Raw genomic sequence first — 16,608 nt, forward strand, 5'->3', positions numbered from 1 at the left:
ATCTTGTTCCCTTTAACTGCTATCTCACAGGACGTATACACGTAAAGATCTTTGGCCTGGCGCCCAATACTTTTACAGATGCTACCACGCGTGTATAGCAAGCTATTGCCGCCTGTAAGGATAAGCCGGCGCTACACACCGGCAGTCGTGTACGAAAAAAAATCTTAGCAGCCTTTCTCCCGAACACTTCCAGTTGCGACACCAGCAACACATTGAATGCCGGCACGGCATCATCATTGTGCCGGGATTGCATTACCTTTAAAATGTGTGTAGTATGAATTTCCCAGAGAGAAAGACAAAAAGAGGGGATAAGATCGTTTTCTACTATGCGTTTGGTAAAGGCAAGGGGCAACGACCATCGATTGGCATTTTCGTTTATACCAATCCGAAAGATCAGACCGAAAAAAAACACAGCAAACAGGCACTTTCATTTATTGAATTAAAGAAAAGCCAGTTAATCATCTGGAGTCAGGCTATAGGTACAGACTTTATCCCGCCACATAAGTTTAAAGCAAATTTTCTGGATTACTATGAGGAGTATGTAAAGACACGTAAGCGCAAAGCCAACCGATATTTTCAGTGTAACCTTACACAGTTCAAAAAATTTATCGGCAAAGATCATATAGCGCCCGTAGAAGTAAACGAAAATATTTGCAAGTCCTTTCATTGTTACCTGCTTGATAAATATACCGGTGAACACCATCAGGTTATTACACGCGGTTTAAATGGGTATTGGTACCGGCCTAAAGATCAGCAGAGCACCATTGCGCAACTACCTACGCCGGAGTTGCTTCCATGTTTTTTAATTATATGATTCGGATAAACAAACACCTGGCAAGATGGCCGGGCATTTTTATTATGATTAATTATTGATGTGATAATGGTGTTATAGGAGATTTTACAACGCAGATCAATTTATTTTTTTAATCGTAGATTGGCCGCTGCCACTACAAATGTGACGTTTCAAATTAGGGTTGATCTGAACTTCGAATATAATTAATTACATGAAAGTGTTATTTTTTTTTGTATCCCTACCCTGTACCTTAGTCTTATGAAAACAGTCATCCAAATAAGTTAATCCAACAATGATTTTTTTTATACAATGTCATGTACCTTACCTATATAAGTATAAGATAGTAGACGTTCTGCATATTCGTGATCTTTTTGGTGCCTATATCTTCTGTATCTTATCCCCGGATAAATCCCTTGATATTGTATGATACTATTAAGTTATCTTGTTGAATAGCAATTGCAGTTTTGTACCCGTATTCCAGTTCTTAGTATCTATGATTTATATGTTTAAGTTCTATGTTATTGGTATTTTTCGTTCGGTCAAGCTGCTGATCCAGAAAACCGACAGAGGGTACTGAATGCTAAAAGAGGTACGAACGGCTACGTGATTCAAACATCCCTAAAAATACCTAATAATGAAAAAGCAATTTTTCAAGAAACTTCGAGTGTTACTAACACTCGCCTTGTTAACCATAACCCTTCTGGCTCTTGGGCAATCTACATTCAGAGTTAAGCAAGATACTGTCATGGTTGTTGGTGCCGAGCTCCAGGTAAAAAATGCTTCCAAAAATGTTCAGGGCTTTCTGTATAACCAGGGCGATGGAAATACAGTATTCAAAAAGCTTTCCCTGGAAAATATAGGAGACAGTGCTATCGCTATTGCCGGACAGGATACTATACCGGTGAGGTTCTCCGGCGGAGGAGGTGTTGGTGTGCCTGCTGTTTCGCTGGCTGCTATGTCTATTGATGCCAACAGTGTGCAGCTGAAATGGTGGCAGTCAGACAGGGAGCTGTATCAGTCGCCGAAGATCGCCCTGATTGGAGACAGCCAGGGGGCGGGGAGTTATGCCAGTACACCGGCCAACTCTATTGCCGGAAAGCTGCAGGCTTATATTTATGCAGTATCTTCCAATGCACGGCTGACGAACTATTGTAAAGATGGATATAATTCCCGCAATCTGGCGCCTACAGGAAGCAATAGCTTTGTAGACTCGACGGTAAACGTCACCAAGGCAATTGCTGATGGGAATAATATTATTATCCTCATTAATACCAGTAACGACTATGCATCTCAGGCCAGTGGCGGTGAGATGTCTACAGAAGAGTCGCTCTCTAATACTTTGCTGATAGATGAAGCCTGCAAGAAAGCTGGTGTACAGTTGTTGGTAATGAGCAGTATTCCCCGTACGGCCTTCGGTGCTTCACAGCGCCTTAAACTGAGACAAACTGCAGATAACCTGCGTAAAACTTTCGGAGCCAGATGTATCTATGCTTATCACCTCCTGGAAGACCCTGCTAATCCCGATGTATTACAACCTTCATTGCAATTCGGCGATAATATCCATTTGAATGACCAGGGATACCTGGTAATGTTTAATGCAACGAGGAATGCACTCGCCAGCTATTTTACTTCCAATACCGATGTTGTTAAGTACATTGTACAACGGAGCACTTATATAAACGGCCTCTATAATGATTTTAAAACTATTACATCACCTTATGAAAATACACTTGTTATCAGCCCTGATAGCAGCTTTTACCGAATGCGGATCTATTTCCGGGACGGGTATTTTTCCAGCTGGAGTAATGTAGTCAGAGCTACAGTTGATGATAATATCCCAGGGGGGCCGGGAGGTGATGGAATAACTGTCAATGCAGGTTTAGATCAATATTTAAATGAAAATGATAGCACTACCAATTTTTATGGAAACATAACAATCAACAATCCTTCTCTTTCAGTTGCTTCCTATCAATGGTCAGTTGTTTCTAATATAACTGGTGTTACATTTTCAAATGTAAACGGTATAAATACAGGAGTTACAGGAATTCCTATTGCTGCCAGGTCTACATATCGTTTGACTGTCACTGATAATCATGGTTCAACTTACGCTGACGATATTGATGTATCAGTTGCCAGACCATCGGAGATGTTTAGTTCAGGAGGTTATTTAGACAACAAATATGATTCTAATAACCCAAATTTGAAAACATGGGTTTACTTGCCACAAGGTTATGATTCATTAAAACCAGGTGGTTACCCTTTAATAATATTCTTGCATGGAGTTGGAGTTAATGGCGCTGAGAATAATGATGATATTAATCAATTATTACTGGAAGCTGAAGGATTACCGTACTTTTTGCATAATAAGTTGTATCCTATGCAGTGTGTTGTTGTTTGTCCTCAATTGCATGATGGGCTTTGGACTTTAGCAACCGCACAAAAAGCAGTTAATTATGCTGTTAATGGATATGCAGTTGATTCAAATAGAGTATATGTAACTGGTTTATCTTCTGGCGGCGCAGGCACAACTAACGTTGCTTTAGGTAATCCAAATCTGTTAGCTGGTGGTATCGCTTCCAATACAACTTTTAATGATGTAGCACTTACAGGGAATGGAGATATAGTAAAAGATATACCATTTTTGTTTGTCCATTCTTACAACGATACAAGAGTTCCGTTCACTTCTCAATATTCAACCTTAGATGATGTTAATAGCATCAATGCTGCCAATCCAAAAGGTATATACCCTCCATTAACGTTAATAGCCTGGAATAGTGAACATGATAATGGTACATGGAATAATTATGTTTATGATAAAAGAATTGCCCCATTTGATTTTGAAACTGACTTTTTACTTTTTCACAGCAAAAATTTAACAACTACCTGTAATAATTATGTTACAAAAGCAGAAGAAAAATTGAAGTTTTATGATTGGTCCAGGGCAAAATTAATTGTGGATAAATTGAATAATGGAACAGATAAAACGAATTTTACAAACCGATTGAATACAGTTTTGGATAGTCTGACAACTACCAAAGATCGTAAATATTATATGTTGAATCTTGGCGGTAATTCAACTTTTAACTTATATACTATCAATAACGTTACTTCAGCGGCTAACAATACAACTGTATCAAATTTGAAGGACATTAAAAATGGTACAAGTACAAAAGGTTTTACAGTAGTTAGCAACCCTGAAGGAATTACAACTGATGGACTTGATCATAATTACATGGGTATGAGTGCTGATATGTTCAAAACAGCATTCAAATACTCAAATGTTAATCCAGCGCAATGGAAGTTAACCGGACTGGATTTAAACAAATATTATGATGTAATTATATACAACTCTAATACTTCAAAAGCTTTATTTAATTCAAATAATAAAACTGGCACCAGGTCAGAATTGAACGGCAGTATCGCTCAAAGTAGATTGGAGGGTTTTAACACAATGTTTACAACAGACCATTATAATGTTAAACCTAATGCATCTGGAGAGATAGTTATGAATATGTCCGCTTTAGCTAATTTTCAATTCAATCAGAACATATCCTATTATGGTCAAACCGTTGCAATATTATTGATTGAAAAAACAGCAACGGCTAATCCAAGAACCAATTTCGGTAAATTTAATTTCGCCAGCACAAACGCTGCTTCTCATCCTGACTGGGCAACTTTAACAGGCGACCCAACAACATCAATTCAAACAGCAACAGACCCTGTATCAGGTTGGGCCATCAATACCGTTAGTACTGATCCAACTTATTGGGCAAAGTATGGTGGTAATTATGGGAATGACAATGAAGCTCCTGCTAATATTTATACCGATATTTTTCCAGCAGTTGTTTCAAAAAGTGCGAGGTTAAATTATGCTTTGAATTTTAATCCAGCTAAACAAAACTATAACTATGAAGTAATTGGTATACCTGGAATGGGCTTACCTGCCGGCACTTATAATGTGAAGATACTTTCAAGTACTACAGCTGATTTCGCACCATCAAAAATTTGGGTAAAAATGGGTAGCAGTAATGGAGTATGTGATAATACAATTGCAGGTAAGGATAATGTTAACAACTATCTTTCTTATACAGGTTATTTAAAAGATGGCGAAACTATAAAAATTGGTTGCTATATGCCGGAGGTTTGGGGTTTGTGTTTTATAAATGCAGTGATCGTTGAGAAGGTAGATTAATGTACTAATGAGGAAAATTAATCCGCAGCGGGGTTGCTTCCCCGGTAGTACCCCTGCTGCTTCCCAGATAAATAATCCCTATACCATGAAAATTTCTATATGGCAAAAGTTATAGCGGCGTGGTGTACCTGTGTGCTGCTTTCCGTCACTGTTCATGCTCAAACGGCAAAAGTAAGTGCCCCCGTTAAGCAACTGGAGGAAGAGGCCAAAAAAGCTGTGCTGCCTATGGGTAACCCTATGTTGCAGATGATGCTGGCGGACTCGCTGAACAAAAGGTCAGCCATTGCGCAGGCTAAAGCATATCTCCGGCAAAATCTTCCGGCTGTTCCGGATGTAGGCGCCGGCAAATATCTGCAGGAATCTGCCCGGCAGGAATTCTTTCAGTTTATCAGTAATTCAGCCGGTAAACAGCAGCTCATGCAGTTGCAGCAAGGCATGAGTACCATCAAAGACACTGCCCGTATCCGTCAATACATCGCGGATAAACTGCGGGGCTTCTACGCCTTACGGGATGAAACAGGCGTGAATAAGCTGTTAGATGCCGGTTCATATAGTAGCAGTCTTAAAGAAGCCAGTGCCGGTGCTTTCGCAGAAAATACGCCGGGCATGCCTATGCTGGGTGCCAGCGTTACAATAGGGGATCAGCTGATGATAAAGAATATACCCGTTAACGTGAGGTATTCAAATATTTCAGGACAAAGTACCTGGAACAATCCCTTTGCGGATCAGTCGCTCGTGAAGTTTTCATTTGATAAAGACGCTTATGTAAAACGCCTCAACAGCATAGTAGAAAAGAAATATGATCTCAAAAAATACTTTCTGAAAGACATTGATGTCAAAAGCGCGGTAAAATCCTTTGCCAGCAGCCGGTTGGAAACACTCCGGCAAAAACTCACGGGGCTTGGAGAAAAGCAGTCTGCCGCCTTCGGCCAATTGCTCAACAGCGATCATATCATCCAGCTGGATTCGTTGCAACTATGGAATGAGTTAATGAACAATAGAGTCCTGGGCATTACAGCGGAAGACCTCGAACCGGCTGTTGCGGCTTTGCAGGATAGTATCTTACTGGCACATCCGGTGGCCGACAGCAGCCTCAATGGACTGTTGGAACACTTCCGTACAGCCAGTGCAGCCAGAAAATATATGGCAGGCGTTTTTGCGCTGAAGAAAGAAGTAGGAGAAGGCCTGCAGGCTAAATCCATTATCTCAGACGAGCGGGTGGCCGGAGGAAAAATCAAGGGGCAACTGGAAGAGGAGAGCAACAAAATCAGGAACATTAAAGAATTGTTGCCATTGAGCGGTCTGCAACGCCTGTTATTAAGTGCCAAACAACTCGACATCGGTAACATTGCAGCTTCCGGAAGTAAAGGTGGGGTACAGGACCTGTTTATGTCCGGTATACAAACCAGTTTTCTGAACAACAATAAATTCCTGATGCTGGGCGCCGGAAAGCGAATCGACGGTGGAACAATAAAAGACCTTGCTTTTAATTCGTCGCTTGATCCGGGTGCTTACAGCATGCAGTTCCTGCAAATAGGCGCCGGTGATATTACGCAGCCACACAGTCATGCAGGGGTCGTGAACGCCAATACCAAAAGCGATTCCCGCCGCCAGTATAGTACCCTGAATTTACCTAGAAATACTTTTGTAGGCGCTTTTTCGGAAGATATCAGCCTGGGTAGTTATGGCCGTATCGCCGCACAATTATCAAAGTCCAATAACCAGTTTAAGAATTCGGCAGTAGGTAATGACCCGATGCTGGCCAGTAAGGCGGCTGCATTATCGCTGTTCAACGATTTCTGGGAAACCTTGTCTGTGGGGCTCGACTACAACGGGCAGGTAAGTGAGTGGAATATGAACCAACGTGCCTATGTCAGCTATTCTGGCCTGGGATATAATAACCCGGCTTCTCCCGGAGCAGGAAGAGGAACGATTCGTTACGGATTAAAACTGAAAAGAAACTGGTATAAAAATAAACTGGTACTGGGAATAAGATCTGATTTCCAGGATATCAGTTCTTCGGCATTGACTTCCAGTAAATGGAAAAACAGGCAGTTTGCTATTGATGGCCGCTGGAAACTGAATAAGAAGATCGCCTTTGATGCGCGTTTTAACCAGTCGGCCATGAAAAGCACCGGTGAAAAGGCCGCATCCTTTCAGTATTTGACCCGGCAATTATCGCTCGCTTCACAGGTGCAGGGAAAAATGGCCGCGCTTCCATACAACAGCAATATTATGCTGGGATATCAGCAGATCGATATTTTGCCACAACACAGCACCTTACTGAATATTAATATTAACCACAACCTTTTGATCAGCTCACATGTCCTTTCGTTAAACCTGTTTTACAATAAAGATATTAAGGGCGAGGCCGTGTATGCCAACCTCCTTACTGTGGAAACGGGATGGACCTACCAGGTGTTGAAGAAAATAAGCTGTAGCAGCGGTATTACCTACCTGGATAATAAGGCGGTGGTACGGCAACTGGGCCTCAGGCAAACAGCGGGCGCCAGTGTACTGCCCAGGTTAAATGTGAATATGTATGTTGACTGCCGTAAAAACCTGTTGAATACGCCACAGAATTATCTGTTCGGCAACTTCAGAAGTGAACTGGCTATTTCTTACCAATTGAATTAAATACCTATGTTAAAGATTTATCAGGGAGTGATTTTTTTGATGCTGTTTTGTACTGTTCAACTCCGTGCCCAGGTATCCTTTGTTTTTATCCCGGAACTGCATGGCCGCACATTGGATGGCCTGTTGCAGGTGAAGCTGGCGAATACCGGCAGCCAGTCGCAACTGGTAAGTCTTACCGTAAAAGTATCTGTTGCCGGTGCCGGCAATATTGTCAGTATAAAAACACCTGCCTTTCAGTTAATGCCCGGCACCAACTCCTTACCGGGCGGATTGATTGCCAGATCCGCCATCCGCTTTGCAGAAAATAAGGTGGCGACTATCTGTCGCCAGTCCGGCTACTTTACGGAAGGGGATTACGAATATTGTTTTGAATTGAATGCCGGTGATCAGTCGCACCAGGGCGAAACCCTGGGCGACCAGTGCTTCGATTATTACCTCCAGCCGTTTTCTCCCTTGCTGCTATTGAACCCGGCAGAAGAAGATAAGATCTGTAACAAGCGCCCGCCCTTTTTCTGGCAACCACTATTGCCGGCTGTTCCGGGTGTGCAATACCGGCTCGTACTCACGGAAGTGAAACCCGGACAGGCAAAGGTAGAAGCACTTAATTACAATACACCTCTGATTAACCAGCTGGGCATTAATTCTCCCATGCTTTTCTATCCTTCTCTGGCAAAAGATCTTGGGCAGGGAAAAACTTACGTGTGGCAGGTAAGCGCCTACAAAAATGATATGCTGCTGGTGAACTCCGAGATATGGGATTTTACTGTATTCTGCGAAGAGGAAACCGTGGCGGAAGTGCCGGAAAGCTTCAGGGATATCACAGATCTGACAAAAGGTAATTTTTATGTGGCCCGCGGAAAAGTGCTGTTTGCGGTAGAAAATGTGTACGACAAAGCCCCGCTGAACTATAAGATCCGTTGTATCACTAAGCCCGAACTGGAAATGCGTAAACTACCGGCGATCAAACTGAATCGGGGAAATAACCATGTGATCATACCCCTGGCAGAGAACAGGTCGTTCGTGGATGGCTACTATTACCTGCTGGAGTTGAAGCTGCCTAACGGAGAAGAAAAACAATTAAGATTTCTTTATAAAAGTGAAACGGAATAGCGATGAAATACTTAATAATATCCGTGATGATAGGATCGTTAATGTCTGCCTGTCATTCAGGAAAGAAAGAAATAAAAGCTTTTTATGCCAACAATGGCCAGGGGCTGGTTCAAGAACAGGATGCAGGAGGTATCGGGGTAAGGGCCACTTACCTGCCGGTGCAGTGGGAACGGATGCTGGGAAGGGAAAATCCGGATGCAGCAGGGGAAATGACATTTAAGTTAAACGTTGCCCTGCCAGCTTCCTCCCGGGAAGCCAACCTGAAAATGCAGGTGGTAAGTGTTGATACACTGTTCTGGCTGGTAGTAGGAAATGATACACTGGCGGCACAGTTTACACAGCGAATTCCGAATGGAAGTACCTCTTCAGCAGAATACCTGACCACTTTCAAAAGGGCCGTGCCGGCAGGAACGGCCGTATTGTATTTCGTGATGAATGATTGGATGTATACGCATCACAAGTTGGTGTTTCCCTTTCAGGTAACACAGATCAATAGTATTGACTCATTAAGCAGCAGGTTATGATTCCAGGAAACATAATATTCAGAAAGTCCATTGCAGTTTTTTTTCTAGGCTTGCTTGCCTTCCAGATATTGGTACCCTGTGCTGCATGGGCACTTACAACTGGTCCTTCTCAACCGGAAAGCAAACAGTTTGTGGAAGCAGGTACCAGTGAAACGGTCGACATGTTTACCGGTGCGTTTAAATACAATATTCCGATAATGGATATTGATGGTTATCCCGTCAATTTAAATTACCAGTCCGGTGTAGGAATGGATGATGAGGCCAGCTGGGTAGGACTGGGCTGGAATCTCAATGTGGGTGCCATTAACCGGAGCCTGAGAGGTATTCCGGATGATATGAACGGAGATAAGGTAATCACAGAACATTATACTGCGCCTAAAACAACAACCGGTGGCCGGGGATCTGTTAAAGCGGAGTTCTTTGGCGGGACGAAACTGATTGGCCTGAAAGGCTCTTTGTCGCTCGGTATCTTCAGTGATACGTATACCGGTATAGGAGCGGAGTTCGGCATAAATGCCGGTATCTCTCTTACACGCGGGAGTGGTGCCTTAACACCCGGACTGGGCGTGGGCCTGATGTCCAATACCAGTAACGGTGTGGATGTATCGCCTAATATCACGCTGGCTTTATATGATAAGTCGAATGAAAATAAGACCACGAACGTAGGGCTGTCGGCCAATCTTGGTTATAACACCCGCCAGGGGCTGAAAAGCCTTACACTGAACGGGTCTTTCGGTATAACCACGAGAGACTGGGACAATCAGCCGGGTTCCTCCAGTTTTGATGTAGGCGGCATCGGATTCACTTATAACACACCACCTTTTTATCCGCATATCGGGGTGCCATATAGGTCTACCAACCGTAGCTACAGTATAGATGTAGGACCATCCGGTGCTGGTGCTTTTGCGGGTGTAGGACTTACCGGCTACCGGTATAAACGCGAAATACTGAACAGGATTAATACTAATCCGGCATACGGATACCTGTATGCTAACCAGGGTAAAGATGTGCCCAACGCAGTAATGGATTTCATGCGGGAGAAAGATAATGCGGTGATTCCCAACATGCCAAACATTGCGATTCCTATTGCTACGGCCGATATTTTTTCCTATTCCAGCCAGCTGGGAAGCGGGCAATTCCGCCTGCATCGCGGCGGTTCAGGCGTGGTGTTTGACCCTGCCGTCAATGACGCGAATAACACCACTACACTTGGAGTAGATCTGGGTTTTGGATTATACTTTCATGGTGGGGTCACGTTTTATAAGCAGGATGTATCCAACAAAACGGGTAAGTGGACAAACGGTAACCGATTTAATGAAGTAGCTGATTATAAGAACACCGATAATACCCTCGAAGAGCATGCCTATTTTAAGCAGATGGATGAGAAGAATGTGGGCAACAATGACTATGAGACATTGATCAGAGGCGAAGACGTAGTGCGTGTGTCTTTGGATGGACTTGGCAGCAAAAGTGAACTGAAAGACGGATATAATAATACTTATCCCATATCCGCACCCAACTCGCTGACAAAGAAAACAAGACAGGTAAGACGTAATGCCATTTCCTATTTCACCGCCTCAGAAACCTACAAGGGCGGAGTGATAAGAAGGAAGGAAGATTACCGGGAGAACAAAGTAACTGGTTTTACACCCGCGCTACCTTCCGCAGTAACAGAGTCAAGATATGGTACCCATCTTTCTGAATTTACGGTCACAGGAGACGACGGGAAAAGAATGGTATACAGCCTGCCCGTTTATAACAAGGTGCAGGAGGAGTATTCATTTGCCACAGATCCGAATGCGGTGAAGGAGGAGGACAGAAACCTCGTAGGATTTTCGCTGAAACCCGATGGAGGAATTCAGCACAATTACGGCATTGATAAATATTTTCATAAGGAAACACAGCCTGCATATGCATCGGCTTTCCTGTTGTCTGCGATATTGTCGCCCGATTATGTAGATGTAACAGGCGACGGTATTTCAGATGATGACATGGGTACTGCCATTAAATTTAACTATACAAAGGTAAACGGTAATTACAAGTGGCGCTCTCCGATGAAGCCGAATAGGGCGTTGTATAACAAAGCATTGAATGCTGATCAGGATGATGATAAAAGTAGCATCGTATATGGGGAGAAGGAAATATGGCTTTTAAACTCCATCGAAACAAAAAACAAGGTCATGTTTTTCCTGTTGGACAGCAGGAATGATGCGTTAGGTGTTACCGGTATCACCGGGGCTATAGACAATACCGCCAATGGCAGACAGCGTTGTTTGAAGGAAGTCCGCCTGTATTCGAAGAAGGATCTTACGACACCCATAAAAACAGCGGTATTCAACTATGACTACACGCTCTGTCAGAAAGTACCCAACCAGGCTGTTGCCGGTAGTGGTAAACTTACCTTAACGGGTTTGTACTTTACCTATGGTACTTCTACCAAAGGGAAACATTTTCCCTATGCTTTCAAATATACGGGTAAGAATCCCGATTATGAATATCTCTCTACCGACAGGTGGGGGAATTATAAAGCGGCCAAATCCGGTTTGAATAATTTAAATAATGACCGCTTCCCTTATAGTACACAAGATAAGGTGATCGCTGATCAGAATGCCAGTGCCTGGAATTTGACGTATATCAGTTTGCCAACCGGCGGAGAGATTAGCGTAGACTATGAATCCGGCGACTACGCTTATGTACAGGATAAACCGGCGATGCAGATGGTGGAACTGACCCAGTTGGTAGATAAAGACGGTAACCAGGCCCCTGATTTCTTTTCTGCCCGCGGTTTCATGATCAATATTAAAGAAAGCCTGAAGGGAGCATCTGCGGAAGAGAAGAAAAATGATTTTATCATGCGTTACCTGAATGGTGAAAGGGATTTTTACGCTAAGCTATTTGTGAATTTGACGGATAAACCCGACAATGGTACGGCTGAAAGTAGTTGCGATTATGTTCCCTGTTATGGAAAGGTGATAGATGTGCAGGAAAAAGCCGGTGGAAATGTAGCGGTTATATTCGAAACCATGAGTGAAGGAAATGTGACCTCGAATCCCTTCATTTTTTCCGCCTGGCAGAAAATGAGATTAGAGTATCCCAAGTATGCTTATCCTGGCTACAAGAACAGGATCTCCGACGATATGCCTATACAGGCCGCATTGGGCGCCCTTGTGAACTCCATCAGTAATCTTAGTGAAATTACTGGTAACTTCTATAAAAGAGCGGAGCGGAAAAGATTTGCCCGCAATGTGGATCTGAAAAAGAGTTTTGGACGTATTGCAAAAGTGGATGGAATGAAACTGGGCGGTGCGCCCCGGGTAAAGCGTGTCAGAATATCAGATATCTGGAACACGATCAGTGGTGAGCCTTTAACAGGTGCTACTTACGGTCAGGAATATACGTATACCACTACCTGGAATGGAAAAACAATCAGCAGTGGTGTAGCCAGCTATGAGCCGGCAGTAGGTGGCGATGAAAATCCCCTGCGTTTACCGGTACCTTATACCGAAGATGTAAAGGGGGGGCTCAATAACTATTACTACCTGGAGAAACCCTTTGGAGAAACCTTATTCCCGTCACCGGTAGTGGGTTACAGCAAAGTGGTGGTAAAAGATCTGAATGCCGAAGGCGTGGTGGAAGCCGCTCCTAAAACGGGATGGGTACAGCATGAGTTCTATACTGCAAAGGATTTTCCGGTACAGGTGAGCTATGATCAAAGTCCGGATGCATATAATTATGACTCCAAAGGCTGGTTTAGTTTTATTGGTTCCAATGTAGCACATGAACTGGTGTTATCCCAGGGGTATGTGGTGAAACTAAACGACATGCATGGTAAGCCCAAAGCGGAAAGAGTATTTAACCAGTCGGGGGCAGAGATTGCCGGTACAAGTTATTACTTCAATGCAAAGCCACTGGGGGTAGGCACGCAAACGCTCGTGAATAAAGTGGATGTAGTGAACGAAAAAGGAGAGATTACACAAAACCAGGTTATAGGTAGAGAGATAGAAATGATGGTGGACATGCGGGAAGAAGAAACCAGTAACACTGGCCGGACCATCCGCGCGGGTTTTGATATGATACCCGGTTTCCCGGTACCGTGGATGATCCCACACTGGCCCATGAGTCAGAACGATGAGTATCGGTTATTCCGTTCAGCATCGGTGTTAAAAACCGTGCAATATTCCGGGGTACTGGACCGGGTTGTGAAAACCATTAATGGATCTACTGTTACCACCAAAAATACGTTGTACGATGCTATTACCGGCGATCCGGTAGTCACCACCACCAATAACGAGTTTGATGATCCCGTATACCAGGTAAATATGCCGGCATACTGGATGAATAGCGGCATGTCTGGCGCTTATAAAAATAACAATGCCCTTATCCGGAATTTCGAGACAGATTTCAAAGGGAAAATTCCATCTACGCTTACCAGCTTTGTAACTACAGGAGATGAATTGATTGATCTGAAGGAGCAGGATTCAATTTACTGGGTGGTAAAAACACTGACCAAGGGAGACCAGCATCCATCCTATAAGCTAATCAAAAGGGACGGGAATGTGGCGCGTAATTTTAAAAGCGATGTAAAGTTGGCCCGCTCCGGATACCGGAACCAACTGACTGCCCCCGGAGCTTCCGTGGTGTGTTTGAAAAACCCGGTGCAAAATGGCGCTTTCCGTTTTACAACAGATACAAATGATGAACTGGCTTCCCTGGGTGTGCTGGATGCCAATGTAACATTGTACGATCAGTCCTGGGGCGCCCGGCTTAAGATGGAGCGCATTCCAGATCCGTATGTCTATGAGCGCCTGGACAGGGGCGTGTATATCAGAAATCCTAATGCAAACGACCGCATGTGGCCCTATTATGCCCAGTACAAAGATAGCGAGGATGGGAATGACGGAACGAGCTTTTACGATCAGAATGGTGCGGAATATGGTAACAGAAAAGGTTATTTCTGGGGAGGGAATGGTAACACCGGAAGATTAACGGCCATTGGGATGTATCCCAGGTATAAGAATCCAAATGGTAATGATTTGTGGTATTCTTACAATACTGATATAACACTGGAACCAGCTGCCAACTATTCTCTGGGTCTGGGTGGTAATGATGAGGTGTATGTATATATCGATAATGTGGAAGTGAGAAAGCTCACGGAAGAGAAGCTAAGCAATCATAGAAAATGGCATGTTTTTCAATTAACGGGCCTGCTTCCCGGTAAACATAATTTCCGGATCATGGGTCGTAATTCCAAGGATCAGGAAGCCGGTTTTGCTGCAGAGATCTATAATAAATCGGCTTATGAATTATATAGCACCGGTAATTATACAAATATTATCGCTTATTCATCAGAAGATCTGATACATTATCCCGCCGATGTAGTGGAACTTCAGGGGGCGTTAAGTACGCTGATAAGTAAAGAAGATTATGTCACACCTATCATTTTCCAGATGAATCCTTTCTTGTATGGATTTCTCGGAAACTGGCGCCCAATAGAGCAGAAAGCTTTCCTGGTGAACAGGACCGGGCAACAGCTGTCTGTCCCTGATATCAGGAAGGGGGGGACTTATCAGAACTTTACTCCTTACTGGTATTTCTCAGTGACCGATAATTCGTGGAAGCCCACTTATGTCAATAATGAAAAATGGGTCAGCACCGGTACTACCACTCTTTTTGACGCCCAGGGAAATGGCCTGGAATCAAAAGACCCATTGGGAATTTTCAAAAGCGCACTGTTTAGTTTTAATAATACACTTACTGCTGCAGTGGCTTCCAATGCGATGCAGCGGGAAATATTTTACGATGGATTTGAGGATTATGAATATCGGGTGAAGGCTATTCCGGAAAATAGTAATCCGAAAGACAGCTTCAACATGTTCGTGATGATCCGCGACAAGGGACAGTATACAGACTGGCTGGACAACAAAATCGCTCACACCGGTAAATACAGTCTGAAGCTAAATAGCCCGCTGGTGTTATACACGCATCCGCATGAGAATGTGCACCATACCCAGCCTTATCTGGATTTTTCTGACCTGGGTGAATACATGCGTACGACCAGGCCTTACGTTTACCCGATGGGATTTGCTCCAAAGCCAGGTTCAGAATACATTTTTTCTGCCTGGGTAAAAGATGCACAACCTGCTGGTAGTACCTCCGATCTGAAAGTGAGTATTAATGACGTTGACCGTCCCCTCACAGTAAAAGCTTCGGTAGAAGGATGGAAGCTGGTAGAGCTCAGATTTTATGCGGGTCCGACCGCATCTTCTACTGCCCTAACCCTGTCTGCAGGCAGTGCTACAAGGATAGACGACATACGTATTCTACCGGTTGCAGCCAATATTAAAACGTTTGCCTATGATCCTCAAAACCAGCGACTCATGGCGCAATTGGATGAAAATAACCTGGCCACGCTGTATGAGTATGATGATGAAGGTACCCTGATCAGGTTAAAGAAGGAAACAGACCGGGGAATCATGACGATTAAAGAAAACCGCTCTTCCTACAGGGCGAAAAATTAACCGCTTTAATATTGAAAGATGAAGAAGTATCATATAGGTGGAAAGTTTATCATTTTATTCGTGTTGGCAGTAATGGTGGTTGGACTGGCCATAGGCGGCCGGCCTTTGCTGTATAGCTGGTGGCCTCCCGTGAAAGAGCAGACAACAGTAGCGGAAGAAGCAACCCATTTTCAACGGGAGGATGCTGTGTTGCTCGGACAGATCATTGCTATTTATAGGCGTGTTGATACGTTGTCTGTGATTGATATGGGAGGCAGTATCCGGATCAATGATCCGGCGGAGCCGACAGAAAATGTGAATACCACATTTAATTATTGCAGGAGAAATGCAGAAATGTATTATCAGCTGGGAGATAATGAAATGATCCAGCTGAAAGACGTGTGTATTTCGGCTAACCACGGAATTGAGAAACTATTCGTTTCGCCTCCCAAAGAGGTAGTGGCCGCCCCCCAGTTACCGGTGGATAGTATCATTGCACTCTGGGAAAGCGATAGCTATGCTATCAATACCACGCACACCGATAATTTAACAACCGTACAGCTGCTTTGTGAACGCCATGTTACCTGTAAGGAATTGAAAATTACCTATGATCGTAGTACCGGGAAGTTGAACAGCGTTTACATGCGTTTAACCAACCTGGAAGATCCGCTGAACAGGAAGATGGACAGGGAGATCACCACGGTTTTCAATAAATGGAATGAGGTGATTACAGATGGAAGCCGGCTTAGTTTGTCTACCTACCTGCAGAAAGAAGGAGAGAGCTGGAAACCTGCTGCTGCCTATAGTCATTTCAGATTGATATCAACACTTTAAGTGCTAACCTATTCACCATTG

Annotated in this window: 8 protein-coding genes; 7 read left to right on the forward strand and 1 reads right to left on the reverse strand. The window is 43.7% G+C overall.

Annotated elements, in window-relative coordinates; translation table 11 throughout:
- Positions 1-19: 19 nt before the first annotated feature.
- Complete coding sequence (locus ABIE50_RS16845) at positions 20-253, reverse strand: hypothetical protein (protein WP_209857477.1); 234 nt, start codon at positions 251-253, stop codon at positions 20-22.
- A 21-nt stretch (positions 254-274) separates the two neighbouring features.
- Between ABIE50_RS16845 and ABIE50_RS16850 the strand changes: the two genes are divergently transcribed.
- The 7 genes from ABIE50_RS16850 (at position 275) to ABIE50_RS16880 (ending at position 16,587) form a co-directional block, all read left to right on the forward strand.
- Entirely contained in the window at positions 275-814 is a 540-nt protein-coding gene (locus tag ABIE50_RS16850; protein ID WP_209857478.1) for a phage integrase SAM-like domain-containing protein, read from the forward strand.
- A gap of 613 nt (positions 815-1,427) precedes the next feature.
- Positions 1,428-4,985: a PKD domain-containing protein gene (locus ABIE50_RS16855; RefSeq protein ID WP_209857479.1), complete on the forward strand. Its 3,558-nt coding sequence runs from the start codon at positions 1,428-1,430 to the stop codon at positions 4,983-4,985.
- A 99-nt stretch (positions 4,986-5,084) separates the two neighbouring features.
- On the forward strand, positions 5,085-7,622 hold the full coding sequence (locus tag ABIE50_RS16860; protein WP_209857480.1) for a hypothetical protein: 2,538 nt from the start codon (positions 5,085-5,087) through the stop codon (positions 7,620-7,622).
- A gap of 6 nt (positions 7,623-7,628) precedes the next feature.
- Positions 7,629-8,732, forward strand: a complete 1,104-nt coding sequence (locus tag ABIE50_RS16865; RefSeq protein WP_209857481.1) for a hypothetical protein — start codon at positions 7,629-7,631, stop codon at positions 8,730-8,732.
- Positions 8,733-8,734: 2 nt separating this feature from the next.
- Positions 8,735-9,256 carry a hypothetical protein gene (locus ABIE50_RS16870; protein WP_209857482.1) on the forward strand — a complete coding sequence of 174 codons (522 nt, stop codon included), beginning with the start codon at positions 8,735-8,737 and terminating at the stop codon, positions 9,254-9,256.
- Positions 9,253-15,774 carry a hypothetical protein gene (locus ABIE50_RS16875; RefSeq protein WP_209857483.1) on the forward strand — a complete coding sequence of 2,174 codons (6,522 nt, stop codon included), beginning with the start codon at positions 9,253-9,255 and terminating at the stop codon, positions 15,772-15,774. Before ABIE50_RS16870 ends, ABIE50_RS16875 begins: the two co-directional genes overlap by 4 nt.
- 18 nt (positions 15,775-15,792) lie before the next feature.
- Positions 15,793-16,587 (forward strand): hypothetical protein, encoded by a 795-nt coding sequence (locus ABIE50_RS16880; protein ID WP_209857484.1) that lies wholly within the window; start codon positions 15,793-15,795, stop codon positions 16,585-16,587.
- Positions 16,588-16,608 lie beyond the last annotated feature (21 nt).

Origin of the sequence: Chitinophaga sp. OAE865 (genome assembly GCF_040546735.1) — a bacterium.
GTDB classification, from domain to species: domain Bacteria; phylum Bacteroidota; class Bacteroidia; order Chitinophagales; family Chitinophagaceae; genus Chitinophaga; species Chitinophaga polysaccharea_A.